This is a genomic window from Roseovarius sp. W115, assembly GCF_032842945.2.
Lineage (GTDB): Bacteria > Pseudomonadota > Alphaproteobacteria > Rhodobacterales > Rhodobacteraceae > Roseovarius > Roseovarius rhodophyticola.
This window is the reverse complement of sequence record NZ_CP146606.1, coordinates 3,144,671-3,157,608: the sequence shown is the minus strand read 5'-3', so window position 1 is coordinate 3,157,608 and position 12,938 is coordinate 3,144,671. Positions and strand designations below refer to the sequence as shown.

Genomic DNA, 12,938 nt, shown 5'->3' with positions numbered 1-12,938 from the left:
TTGACGTGATCAGAGCTTACTTCTGAAGCTCTGTCCAGATCGCCGTGTAAAGCTTGGTGGCTTCAGGCGAGCAGGTCTTGGCCACATAGGCGGCGTCCTTGAGGTCATCGGGGATGATCACCTCAGGTGCGGTTTTCATGTCTTCGGGCATGAATTCCTCGGAGCCTTTGATACCATTGGCATAGCGTGCAAAGGACGACAGCATGGCGGCGTTTTCCGGAGCCATGATGAAGTTGAGGAAGGTTTTGGCCTCGTCCACATTCTGCGCATCTGCCAGGATGGCGGCATTGTCCATCCACACCGGGAAACCCTCTTGCGGATAGCCAAAGGCCACATCCGCGTTTTGGTTACGCGCGCGGAAGGACGCCCCGTTCCAGTTGACACCTGCCGATAGGTCATTCTTGGCATATTTCTCGATATTGCCGTAATCCATCGACAACCAATTGGGCTTGGCCGCCTGCAGGATGTCGCGCACTTTCTTAAGGACTTCCTTGTCCTCGGTGCATTGCTCGCCCCCGGCATATTTGATGGCCAAACCCATCACATCGCCCATTTCCGGCACAACGTTGATTTTGCCAACAAGCTCTTCCGGCGGATCGAAAATCAGCGCAGAGGTGTTGATGTCGCCGCCATACACAGCCGTGTTCACAGTCACCCCGACTGTGCCCCACTGCCATGGCACAGTGTAGTTTCGACCCGGGTCAAATTCCACATCCACCCATTGCGGATCCATATGTTTGAAGTTTTCCATTTCGTTGGGCTTGGATTCCATCAAGAGGCCTTCGCCGATGAAAATCGGAATGTAGGTTCCAGAAGGCACAACGATATCAAAGCCATGACCGCCTGCCTTGATCTTGGCCAGGGCGGTGTCGTTGCTGTCGTAGTCGGTGATCGTGACCTTGATTCCGGTCTCGGCCTCGAACTTTTCGATCATCTCAGGGCTGGTGTAGTTGCCCCAGTTGTAAAGATTAAGCTGCCCCTCAGCCAGCGCTGGGCTGGCCAGTAGAACAGTCAATGCCGTCAGTGTCTTTTTCATTGTCTTTCTCCCTAGTTAATTCAGGTCTTTCTCTTGCTTAAAATCGTGAATGCGATGACCAGCGTAACTGAAATCGCCAGAAGTACGGTCGAGATCGCGTTGATCTCGGGTGTCACCACGCGCCGCAGCTGGCCCAGCATATATGTGGGCAGCGTATCTTGCCCCGCGGATTTTACAAACTCCGTGATGACCACGTCATCAAGCGATATGACAAAGGCCAGCATCGCCCCGGCAAGGATACCCGGCCACAGCTGTGGCAAGGTGATGCGGCGGAACACTTGGTAGGGTGTGGCGTAAAGGTCTGCAGCAGCCTGTTCGAGGCTGAGGTCCATGCCTTGCAGCCGCGCGCGGATGGGCAGATAGGCGAAGGGAATACAAAAGGCCGAATGCGCCATGATGAGGTAGAGAAGCCCGGTATAGCCGGTGGCAACCTTGATCATCGCAAAGAAGATCAGAAGCGCCACGGCGGTCACGATCTCGGGCACCATGAGCGGCTGGTTGATCATGGCAAAGACCACCGATTGGCCTTTGAATTTACGCGTGCGCGTGGTGGCCAGTGCGGCCAGAACAGCCACGGTCGTGGAAATCCCCGCCGCGCAGACCGCGATGATGAGCGAGCGCACCGTGGCCTCCTGCACCTGCTCATTGTCCCAGGCCGAGACATACCAGCGCCAGGAAAACCCTTCCCAGATGGCAATCGAGGAGCCGGCATTGAAGGAATAGACCACCAGCAGAATGATCGGCATGTAAAGCATGAAGAAACACGCCATGGCGATGGTGGTAAAGCCGGTCTGCCGACGGATATCAAAGCCACGCTCAGCCATGGCGCACCTCGTCATCGCCCACCGCACGCACATAAAGAATCAGCGCCACCATGACGATGGCCAAAAGCGTGATCGAAAGAGCCGCCCCTAAGGGCCAATTGCGCCCCTGCCCGAATTGCAGCTCAATGAGGTTGCCAATCATCAGCTGATTGCCTCCACCCATCACGCGCGGCGTCACATAAGCGCCCAGAGAGGGCACAAAGACGAGGATCGAGCCCGCAATCACACCCGGTTTGACCAGCGGCAGGATCACGCGGCGCAGCACCTGAAACCGTGTCGCATAGAGATCATATCCCGCTTCCACGAGGCTGAAATTCAGCCGCTCCATCGAGGCGTAGATCGGCAGGACCATAAGCGGCAGATAGACATAGACCATGCCGATGATGATGGCGAATTCGGTGAACAGCATCTGGATGGGTTCATCTATGACGCCTAGGCCAATCAGCACCGTGTTCACCGTGCCCTCATTGCGGATGAGTTCCAGAATGGCAAAGGTCCGGATCAGAAGGTTCGTCCAGAACGGAATGATGATGAGCAGCATCCAAAGCTCACGCTGTGACTTGGGGCGTGTGGCGATGAAATAGGCCGTGGGAAAGCCCAGGATCAGGCACACAAGTGTCGTCATGAGCGACAGTTTCACCGACCGCCAGAAGATGCTCAGATGCGCATCCGACCAGCCGAGCGTATCCTCAAAAATGTCCCGTTGCAGGATGACGTTGAACCAGGCATCGGTGGAAAACTCCCACTCCACCCCGCCAAAATCACCTGGCGCAAGGAAGGAATAGACCAATGTGATCAGGAGCGGGCCACTGGCAGCGAAGATCAGAATGGTCAGCGCGGGGACAAGCAAGAGCCATCGGCGGCGCGCGGCGGCTTTGTCTTGGGATATCGCCTGCCCTGCCATCCCTTAGTCCCTCAAAACCTGCGCGACGCCGTCGCCAAAGATGATGCCGACACGGTCGCCCTGGCTGAGCCCGGCCTCAGTGTCGGGGCTATTTTGTTGGCGCAGCACAAAGCGCGTGCCGTCGTCGATATCCACGTGGAAATGCGTGTCCGTCCCGAAATAGACAATCTCGCGCAGCGCGCCTTTCAAAAGCCCTTCGGCCTCGCCAACGAGGCGCGCATGTTCGGGCCGCACTGCAAGAGTGACCTTGCCGCTGGGCGTGGTGTCTTCCTGCATGCGCGCTGTGGTTTTCTGCCCTGAGGACAGCTTGACGCGGGCCGTGACCCCCTCTCGCCCATCAATCTCGGCTGGAAGGAAATTGGTGTCCCCAATGAAATCCGCCACAAACCGTTCGGCCGGGTGATCATAAATGTCCCGCGGCCCGCCAATCTGCCGGATGGAGCCCGCCTCCATCACCGCAATCCGGTCCGACATTGTCAGCGCTTCTTCCTGATCATGCGTGACAAAAATAAAGGTGATGCCGGTTTCCGATTGCAGGCGCTTGAGTTCAAGCTGCATGTCCTTGCGCAATTTGAAATCCAGAGCACTCAGCGGCTCATCCAGCAAGAGGACCTTGGGCTTGGGTGCCAAGGCGCGGGCGAGCGCCACGCGCTGTTGTTGCCCGCCCGAAATTTGACTGGTCTGGCGATCCGCCATCTCGGTCATCTTCACCAGCGCCATCATTTCATCGACGGTTGCCGCGATCTCGGTCTTGGGCTTGCCAAGCATTTCCAATCCAAAGCCGATGTTTTGCGCCACCGTCATATGCGGGAAAAGCGCGTAGCTTTGAAAAACCGTGTTGATCGGGCGTTTATGCGGCGGCGCGTCGAGGATGCTCTCGCCAAACATCTCAAGACTGCCCGAGGTTGGGTTTTCGAACCCCGCAATCAGCCGCAGAAGCGTGGTTTTGCCACAGCCCGAAGGCCCCAGAAGCGTAAAGAATTCATTGTCCTGAATGTCGATATCAACCCCGGCCAGAGCTTCGACAGGCGGTTGACCCGGATAGACCTTCCGCAGATTCCTGGCGCTGATCGCTATCTTCAAAGGCTGTCCCCCGACACCGCAGGGCATGTCCCGGAATTGCTGCCTCTGCACAATGGATGATTGCGCTAAATCTGATTGTAAGAAATACCCCTTTTGGGGTAGTTTTTCGCATAATTCTTTCTGTTTATGGGTGAGTTTGTCTGAACCGCTTTCTCCAACCGATGTGATCCGCCTGCGCCACGCGATGGCACAGGCAGGTACGGGGCGTTTTTTCACGTGCTTCAAACGCTTGCTTCAGGCGCGGCTGAAGTTTGACACGTTCCTTCTTTTTCGCTTTGACCCCGGCGCGCCGCCGCAGGTGTTGAACAGTTGGATCAAGCCCAACGCCCTGCCTTTGGACGTGTTGGACGAGTATGTCGATGGCTTCTATCGCCTTGACCCGTTCTTTCAGCTCAAGGAAATTCCCATCAAGGGCCTGACAACGCGATTGTCCGACATTGCGCCAGACCGGTTTTTCTCAAGCGAATACTACCTGCAATACTACCGTCGCACGCGCATCTGCGAGGAGGTGGGGCTTCTGGCCCCCCTGCCCTCAGGGTCAGTCGCGCATTTGTCCTTGAGCCGCCTGGAAACCACCGGACCCTACCGGCGACGCGAATTGCAATGCTTGATGCATTACAGCCCCGTGTTGATGGAACTTTTGACCGCGCATTGCAGCCGGTTTGAATCAGAGATGTTGCACCAAGCCACAAACCCTGAGCCACCGCCGCTGGACAAAATCATTCTGACCCAGGTGCAGGAGACACTTGGTCTCAAACTCACCCGTCGTGAAGCCGAGATTGCGGGCCTTGTCTTGCAGGGGCATTCCAATGGGTCCGCCGCGCTCTTGCTTGGTATATCAAAGGAAACCTCAAAGGTGCATCGCCGTAATCTCTATCGCAAGCTTGATATCTCGTCGCAAAGGGAGCTCTTCACCCTGTTGCGGCACCTGCTTTGAGCCACGTCAGCGGTTGCACCGCAGGCACACCTCATGCATTCGGCGCTGAAGCTGAAACCGGCAAGTCAACTGCCTCATAGGGTGTTTCTGATCTGTCATCATCCACAGGCTGATCCAGGCTGCAACTCCGGCAAAGATCACCCCGCCCACGGCTTGACCAATGAGCACACCGGGCGCTCCAAACAACGCGCCACCCAACAAAACCAAAGGCAATGTGCCCAAGGTCTGACGCCCCCAGTTGACCCAGGTTGAATAGCCCGGATGGCCAAGATTGTTGAAAGAGGCATTGGCCACGAAAATCACCGCGTTGAAGAAGCTTGCAAGCGCTAAGGGCCCGCAAAAGAGGAAGATCAGGTCACGTGTCATGCCCTCTGCGCCAAAAAGATCGGCAATCGGTGTGCGGAAGACGAACAGCGCGGCGGCGATGCCCACAACGTAGAGCCCGGCGAAGATCACCCCGTCGACAAAGGTCTCACGCACCCGATCAAGCCGCCCTGCCCCGAAATTCTGTCCCATAATCGGACCTATGGACCCGGAAAGCGCCAGAACAACGGAAAAGACCACGGGGATCATGCGATTGATGATCGCCATGCCTGCCACAGCGTCAGTGCCGTATTTCGCCATTTCACGGGTCACGATGGCCACGCCGACCGGCGTCGCAATCGTGGCGAGGATCGCTGGTGCGGCAATCTGCATGCCTTCGCGGATGTCATACATGAAGCATTGCACGCGCGGGATCGCAAAGGCGTTGTAAAGCCGGAACGCAGGCCAGATCGCAACCACCATCGTCACAAACCGCGCCGCGACCGTGGCCCAGGCTGCGCCTTCAAGCCCCATGGACAGCGAGAAGATCAGGATGGGATCCAGCACGCCGTTGACCAACGCCCCCATCAGTGACGGGTACATAGCACGCTTGCCATCGCCATAGGCGCGCAGAACGGCGACAGTGGTCATGCCAAGGCCCGACATGAAAGTCGTGGGCAGAATGATCCAAAGGTAATCCTTGGCCCGCTCGGCCACGTCACCGGACGCGCCCAGAAGGCCGAGGATAAAGTCGAGATTAGGCAACATAAGCAGTGGGATCAGAATGCCAAAAACAATCGCAAACATGCTGGAACTGAACGCGTGTTCGCGCGCCGGAAGATCCTTGCCCCCGCCCAGCGAGTTCGCCACCAAAACGCCAGCGGCAACGGACAATCCAATATTCACAGCGCTAGCAAAGAACATCACCACGCTGGCATAGCCCGCAGCGGCGGCCAGCGCCTCTTGCCCCAGCATAGAAATGAAGAGCACATCTATGAGGTCCACCGCGAAAATGGCCATCAGGCCAACGCTGGAGGTGAGCGACATGGTTGAGACATGTCGCATCAGATTGCCTTCAACAAATCGCGCTTCTACATGGGCCAAGCCACTGCCTCCGAAAGAGATGCCGGATATTTAGCATCTCTCTCAAAAGGCACAATTCCCGTTTTCAGAGACATCACTGTGCAAAAATGAACTGAAAGCTCCGGTTTTAGAAAAACGCCTGCAACCCGGTCTGTGCCCGTCCAAGGATCAGCGCATGCACATCATGCGTGCCCTCGTAGGTGTTCACCGTCTCCAGGTTCATCATGTGGCGGATCACCTGAAACTCTTCAGAAATGCCGTTGCCGCCATGCATGTCTCGCGCCATTCGCGCAATGTCGAGCGCCTTGCCGCAGTTGTTGCGTTTGATCAGGGAAATCATTTCCGGTGCCGCGTTGGCCTCATCCATCAGTCGCCCAACACGTAGCGCCGCCTGTAGACCAAGCGTGATCTCGGTCTGCATATCTGCGAGTTTCTTTTGGAAAAGCTGTGTCTGCGCCAGTGGCTTGTTGAACTGTTTGCGGTCGAGGCCGTATTGCCGAGCTGCATGCCAGCAGAACTCAGCCGCGCCCATGACGCCCCAGGCGATGCCGTATCTTGCGCGGTTGAGACATCCAAAAGGCCCTTTAAGCCCTTGAACATTAGGCAAAAGTGCGTCTTCGCCAACCTCTACACCTTCCATCACGATCTCTCCCGTAATGGAGGCACGCAAGCTCTGTTTCCCGGCAATCTTGGGTGCGCTGAGACCTGTCATACCTTTCTCAAGCACAAAGCCCCGGATCTTGCCCTCATGGGCATCGGACTTGGCCCAGATGACAAACACATCGGCGATCGGCGAATTGGAAATCCACATCTTCGAACCGCTGAGTTTATAGCCATTGGCGGTCTTCTCGGCTCGCGTTTTCATGCCTGCGGGGTCGGAACCTGCATCCGGCTCCGTGAGACCAAAACAGCCGATTAATTCACCCGACGCCAGACCCGGAAGATATTTCTGCCGCTGCTCTTCCGTGCCGTAAGCGTAGATCGGGTACATCACGAGCGACGATTGTACCGACATCATCGAGCGATACCCGGAATCCACGCGCTCAATCTCACGCGCCACGACGCCATAGGCGACATACCCCGCACCCAGGCCACCATACTCTTCGGGAATGGTCGTGCCGAGAAGGCCCATCTGCCCCATCTCACGGAAAATACCGGGATCTGACGTCTCTTGCGCGTAGGCTTCGGTCACACGCGGCTGCAACGTCTCTTGCGCAAAGCTGCGCGCGCTGTCGGCAATGAGACGCTCGTCCTCCTCCAACTGTGCGTTAAGCAAAAACGGATCAGCCCAGTCGAACCCGGCCAGATCGGGCTTGTCCTTGGCTTTGAGCTTGGGGGCATCGAGGCTCATATCTGCGCTCCTGAAAATTCGTGACCTGGTCAAACATAGCGCGTCGCGTTGGGCAACAACAGAGGGCAGATTGCATAGAATTGGCCCGCGTTTCGGCGAATGGACGAAAACACACGAGACGATTGGGCAGGAAAAATTGGGTTTGAGGCCCAGGCGCGTGTTCCAGTGGGAATTCACAAATGAAACCTGAAACTCACACAGCGTTTTTCGGAAAATTCGGTAGAGTCCAAAATCTCGTTCTTTCAAGAATTTGCGCCGGGTCAGGGTCTGCGGTATACCTCAAGAAAAATAAGATTGAGCGGTTTCAAACATGAATGCGGTATTGCACAAGGCGTGGTCCTCGGTGCTGGAGCCTATGTTTCAGCGTCCCAAGAAACTTCAGGTCGCGGCCCTGTGCCATCGAGGAGAGCATGCCTGTCGCGAGTATCTACTTATAACCAGCAGGGACACCAAACGCTGTATCATTCCAAAAGGCTGGCCCATTCGCGGTTTACAGTCGAACGAGACAGCGCTGCAGGAAGCCTGGGAAGAAGCCGGCGTGAAAACAGGACAGGCCGGCACGCGTGCCGAGGGAACCTACACTTACCAAAAGAGGAAAGCCTCAGGCTGGAGTTTTCCTGTCGAAACTCTGGTCTATTCCGTGGCTGTAACCGAGATGTCAGAGGACTATCCGGAAGCGCATGAACGAGAGAGAAAGTGGGTTTCAGCCGAGGCGGCCTCTGAGATGGTAGATGAACCTGAACTGCAGCAGATTTTTTGTGACCAAATGAACTGAGATCAAAGCAAGTAGTAATTGATTGCCCACCCCCTTCAGGGTAAACGCGTTGCGTAATTTGGGGGAACAGCATGGCCGACCAACAAGGCGATCCGCGCCACCTTGAAACGCTGGATCGTGATCTGGATCGTTTGTCCAACCTTGAAATGGCGACAAGCTACGTTGGACGGCCTCTCGTCGGACCCGGTGTTTCACTGATTTTTGTCGTTCTGGCCGGGCTGGCAGCACTATTGTTCTTTGGTCAGACCAACAACTCAATGATTGTGGTTCTGGCTGCCTGTTTCGGTGCCTACATGGCCCTGAACATCGGTGCGAATGATGTCGCCAACAATATGGGACCTGCGGTTGGGGCAAATGCGCTCAGCATGGGAGGCGCCATTGCCATTGCCGCGATATTCGAAAGCGCTGGCGCGCTCATCGCTGGCGGCGACGTGGTGTCAACCATCGCAAAGGGCATTATTGAGCCCGAAAGCATGGGCACCGCCGAAGTGTTCATCTGGGCGATGATGGCCGCACTCCTCTCTGCAGCACTATGGGTGAATTTGGCCACATGGGTCGGGGCGCCGGTATCCACCACCCATTCCGTTGTGGGCGGTGTGATGGGCGCGGGTATCGCAGCGGCCGGATTTGCCGCCGTCAACTGGCCGACCATGAGTAAAATAGCAGCAAGTTGGGTGATTTCCCCCGTCCTCGGCGGCGTGATCGCGGCGCTCTTTCTGGCGCTGATCAAGTCGCGGATCATCTATCAGGACGACAAGATCGCCGCCGCTCGAAAATGGGTGCCCGTTCTCGTGGGGATCATGGCGGGTGCATTCGCCACCTATCTGGCGCTCAAAGGTCTGAAGAAGGTTATCAAGATCGACTTGCCAACAGCCCTCCTCATCGGCGCGGTTGTCGGCGGCATCGTCTGGGCGGTCATGATGCCGGTCATTCGCAAACAGTCGCAAGGGCTGGAAAACCGCAACAAATCTTTGAAGGTTCTGTTCGGGATCCCGCTCATTGTGTCCGCGGCCCTGCTAAGCTTTGCGCATGGCGCAAACGATGTCGCCAACGCAGTCGGACCTCTCGCTGCAATCGTGCAGGCGTCCAAGTCAGGTAACTTTACCGACGCTGTGAGCATTCCACTTTGGGTCATGGTCATTGGCGCATTTGGTATCTCCTTCGGCCTGTTTCTGTTTGGCCCGAAACTCATTCGAATGGTCGGCAGCCAGATCACAAAGCTCAATCCGATGCGCGCCTATTGTGTGGCGCTGTCTGCCGCGATCACGGTGATCCTGGCCAGCTGGCTGGGCTTGCCCGTCAGCTCGACCCACATTGCCGTAGGCGGGGTCTTCGGCGTCGGGTTTTTCCGTGAATGGGACGCCGAGCGCCGCATTCACAAGGCCCGGATTGCCATGCCCGAGCGCCCTGTCTATGCCCCTGAGGAACGACGCCGTCGAAAGCTCGTGCGCCGGTCTCACTTCATGACCATCATTGCCGCATGGGTGATCACGGTGCCTGCCGCCGCGCTTCTCTCGGCAACGATCTTCTTTCTGATCACCTCGGCTATGGGGTCGGTCTAGAGGGTATTGCAAAGCCAATGCATGGACTATGCGTTAAAGCGTTTCGCGATGAACCTGCCCCGCAGATGATCGCGAAACGCTTGGCTGGAACGGGGGTCAGCATGAAAGCCCGCAATGTCCCACAACCCACTCCGAAATCTCAATCAAAGCGCTGTCCAGCCACCATCCACGCTGATCGTTGTGCCAGTGATCTGCTCGGCGGCTGGTGAGCACAAGAACACCACCGTACCGCCCATCTGTTCGACCGAGGCCATCTGCTTGGACGGCTGACGCTCCAGAAGCACCTCGCGGATCACCGTCTCGCGGTCCATGCCGTATTTTTCCATCGTGTCAGGGATTTGCTTTTCCACCAGAGGCGTCATCACATACCCTGGGCACACCGCGTTGCAGGTGATGGGCTCCTCGGCCGTCTCTAACGCGGTGACCTTGGTCAGCCCCACAATACCATGTTTCGCCGCCACATAGGCCGATTTATAGGGACTCCCGGTGAGGCCATGGGCGCTTGCGATGTTGATCACCCTGCCCCATCCCCGTTCGCGCATATGCGGCAAAGCGGCTGCCGTGGTGTGAAAGGCCGAGCTGAGATTGACAGCGAGGATCAGGTTCCATTTGTCGACCGGAAAATCTGGAATGCCGGCCACGTGCTGGACCCCGGCATTGTTCACCAGGACGTCACAGCCACCAGCCGCCTCAATGAGTGCATGGCACGCCTCCGGGTCGCCCATATCAGCGGCGACAAATTCAACCTCGGCGCCGGTGTCCTGCCGGATTTTTTCGGCGCATTCCTCACAGGCATCTCGCTCGACGCGACCGTTCAGGATAATACGCGCCCCCGCTTCGGCCAGCGACGTGGCGATCCCAAGCCCGATGCCAGAGGTGGATCCGGTGACAACGGCGGTTTTGCCTTTCAGGGACATATTGAGTGACATGACGATCCTCTCGATGTTCATCTTGGTTGACTTGCCTTAACCAAGTTGGCCCGCAGAGGAAATGCTCAACCCTTCACAAAAGCGCAATTGGATTTGGAATGGCTGCGGCAAAAAAAACGCCGGCACGAAGCCGGCGTTAAGTTATTGAGGCAGGTTTCATACAGGCAAGAAACCTATCGAGCAGTAACCCCTTTATAAGCAATTCATTTCTCTGATCCAAGCTAAAAGTTTGAAAACATGGAAAAGCGCAACTACGTTCAAAGCCAAAGAAACAAGGGCTGAGCAGGATTGTTGCCCATATGACACCAGATTTTTTCCCACGCGCAAGGCGTCTGATCGCTTGTTTTTTCGTGTTTTGCGCGCTTGGCGGCACCGCGCAAGCCGAACCATCGCATGGCATAGCTATGTATGGCGATCCTGCACTGCCCCCAGATTTCGTGTCTCTGCCCTACGCCAACCCCGATGCGCCCAAAGGCGGGCGGCTGGTCACCGGCAATGTGGGCAGCTTCGACAGCCTGAACCCCTTTGTTCAAAAGGGCACGCCGCCCTGGCAGTTAAGATTTCTAACGCACGAATCCCTGATGGGCCGCTCCTGGGACGAGCCGTTCACGCTTTACGGTCTTTTGGCCGAATCGGTTGAAACCGGCCCGAATCGCGAGTGGGTGGAGTTTACCCTGCGCCCGGAGGCGCGTTTCTCGGATGGAAGCCCGGTGACGATCGAGGATGTGATCTGGTCCTACGAGACATTGGGCAGTGAAGGACATGGCCGATATCGCAGCTTTTTGCAGAAGATCGACAAGATCGAAGCCACCGGTCTCAACTCTGTTCGGCTGACGTTTAACACCGATGATCGCGAACTGGCTTTGATCGCCGGACTACGCCCGATTCTCAAAAAGGCGCAGTGGGAGGACAAGGTGTTTGCCGAAGCCTCGATCAATGACGTGCCCATCGGCAGCGCGCCCTATGCGGTCGCCGATTTTGAGGCCGGGCGGCATGTCACGCTGAAACGGAACCCGGATTATTGGGGGGCGGATTTACCCCTGCGCCGTGGCACGTCAAATTTCGATGAAATCCGGATTGAGTTTTACGGTGACGACACCGTGCTCAAAGAGGCGTTCAAGGCCAAGGCGGTGTCTTTTGTGCGTGAACTGAACGCCGAGAAATGGGCGACGCAATATGATTTTCCGGCCGCGCAAAATGGCGAGATCACGCTAAGCGAAATCCCCCATTCCAAACCCTCCGGCATGACCGGGTTCGTGATGAACACCCGGCGTGCGCCGCTGGATGACTGGCGGGTGCGAGAGGCCCTTATTCATGCGTTCAATTTTGAGTTCATCAACGACGCTCTGACCGGCGGGCGTCAGCCCCGGATCACCTCGTATTTCTCAGGGTCTGAGTTGGGCATGCTTGAAGGCCCCGCTGAGGGACGCGTGCGCGCATTGCTGGAACCTCTGAAGGATGATCTCCTGCCCGGCGCGCTAGAGGGCTACACCCTGCCCCAAAGCGACGGCTCCAAACGCAACCGCGCGAATATTCGCAAGGCGGCAGATCTTTTGGCCGAGGCGGGTTGGACCGTACAGGACGGTCAGTTGCAAAACGCGGATGGCGACGCGCTGGCGTTGACAGTGCTCTTGCGGCAGGACGGGCTCTTGCAGCAGGCCACGGCCTACATGGAAATCTATGCGCGCGCGCTGGAACGGCTGGGCATCACCTTGACCGTGGAAACCATCGACAGCGCGCAATATGCCGAGCGCGAGCGCAGCTTTGACTTTGACCTGACCTTTTTCCGCCGCTCCATGTCGCTCAGCCCTGGCAATGAGCAACGGTTCTACTGGGGTAGCGATTCCGCCGATGTTGTCGGAAGCCGCAATCTGATGGGTATGACCTCCCCCGCCGCTGATGCGATGATTGACGCGATGCTGGCCTCTGAAACCCGCGAGGAGTTTGTCGCGGCGGTGCGCGCGCTCGACCGAGTGTTGATTTCAGGTCGCTATGTCATTCCGATTCATCAATATTCCATTGGCCGAATTGCCCATCTGACCGACTTGACCTATCCTAAGGACCGACTGCCGGTGTATGGGGACGGTGTTTGGTTTCTCCCCGAGGTGTGGTGGTCCAAAGCAGAAGAAAAGTAAAATCAGGCAAACCTTT

General features: G+C 56.9%; 11 protein-coding genes. 4 read left to right on the top strand and 7 right to left on the bottom strand.

Annotated features, from left to right (window positions below):
• Positions 1 to 16: 16 nt before the first annotated feature.
• The 4 genes from RZS32_RS16040 to RZS32_RS16025 are packed head-to-tail and all read right to left on the bottom strand — an operon-like array spanning position 17 to position 3,874.
• A complete protein-coding gene (locus RZS32_RS16040; RefSeq protein WP_317054566.1) occupies positions 17 to 1,036 on the bottom strand; it encodes an extracellular solute-binding protein in 1,020 nt (339 codons plus the stop codon).
• A gap of 20 nt (positions 1,037 to 1,056) precedes the next feature.
• Entirely contained in the window at positions 1,057 to 1,860 is an 804-nt protein-coding gene (locus RZS32_RS16035; protein ID WP_317054565.1) for an ABC transporter permease, read from the bottom strand.
• Positions 1,853 to 2,764, bottom strand: coding sequence for an ABC transporter permease (locus tag RZS32_RS16030; RefSeq protein ID WP_317054564.1), 912 nt, complete (start codon positions 2,762 to 2,764; stop codon positions 1,853 to 1,855). The genes RZS32_RS16035 and RZS32_RS16030 overlap by 8 nt, the downstream gene beginning before the upstream one ends.
• A gap of 3 nt (positions 2,765 to 2,767) precedes the next feature.
• Positions 2,768 to 3,874 carry an ABC transporter ATP-binding protein gene (locus RZS32_RS16025; RefSeq protein ID WP_317054563.1) on the bottom strand — a complete coding sequence of 369 codons (1,107 nt, stop codon included), beginning with the start codon at positions 3,872 to 3,874 and terminating at the stop codon, positions 2,768 to 2,770.
• Between the two features lie 109 nt (positions 3,875 to 3,983).
• Here RZS32_RS16025 and RZS32_RS16020 point away from each other — a divergent pair, with 109 nt between their 5' ends.
• Positions 3,984 to 4,784, top strand: a complete 801-nt coding sequence (locus RZS32_RS16020) for a helix-turn-helix domain-containing protein (protein ID WP_339106709.1) — start codon at positions 3,984 to 3,986, stop codon at positions 4,782 to 4,784.
• 6 nt (positions 4,785 to 4,790) lie between these two features.
• Here RZS32_RS16020 and RZS32_RS16015 read toward each other — a convergent pair whose 3' ends face one another.
• Together RZS32_RS16015 and RZS32_RS16010 are read right to left on the bottom strand one after the other, a co-directional pair.
• Positions 4,791 to 6,191, bottom strand: coding sequence for an MATE family efflux transporter (locus RZS32_RS16015; protein WP_317054561.1), 1,401 nt, complete (start codon positions 6,189 to 6,191; stop codon positions 4,791 to 4,793).
• Between the two features lie 106 nt (positions 6,192 to 6,297).
• Positions 6,298 to 7,521 (bottom strand): acyl-CoA dehydrogenase, encoded by a 1,224-nt coding sequence (locus RZS32_RS16010; RefSeq protein WP_317054560.1) that lies wholly within the window; start codon positions 7,519 to 7,521, stop codon positions 6,298 to 6,300.
• A gap of 310 nt (positions 7,522 to 7,831) precedes the next feature.
• On the opposite strand from RZS32_RS16010, the gene RZS32_RS16005 reads away from it, so the two are divergent.
• The gene (locus tag RZS32_RS16005; protein WP_317054559.1) at positions 7,832 to 8,296 is read left to right on the top strand and encodes an NUDIX hydrolase; all 465 of its coding nucleotides are present in this window, start codon (positions 7,832 to 7,834) and stop codon (positions 8,294 to 8,296) included.
• 71 nt (positions 8,297 to 8,367) lie between these two features.
• Positions 8,368 to 9,858, top strand: a complete 1,491-nt coding sequence (locus RZS32_RS16000; protein WP_317054558.1) for an inorganic phosphate transporter — start codon at positions 8,368 to 8,370, stop codon at positions 9,856 to 9,858.
• Positions 9,859 to 10,001: 143 nt separating this feature from the next.
• Here RZS32_RS16000 and RZS32_RS15995 read toward each other — a convergent pair whose 3' ends face one another.
• Positions 10,002 to 10,775 (bottom strand): 3-hydroxybutyrate dehydrogenase, encoded by a 774-nt coding sequence (locus RZS32_RS15995; RefSeq protein ID WP_317057810.1) that lies wholly within the window; start codon positions 10,773 to 10,775, stop codon positions 10,002 to 10,004.
• Between the two features lie 311 nt (positions 10,776 to 11,086).
• Here RZS32_RS15995 and RZS32_RS15990 point away from each other — a divergent pair, with 311 nt between their 5' ends.
• Positions 11,087 to 12,922: an extracellular solute-binding protein gene (locus RZS32_RS15990; protein WP_317054557.1), complete on the top strand. Its 1,836-nt coding sequence runs from the start codon at positions 11,087 to 11,089 to the stop codon at positions 12,920 to 12,922.
• Positions 12,923 to 12,938: the final 16 nt, after the last annotated feature.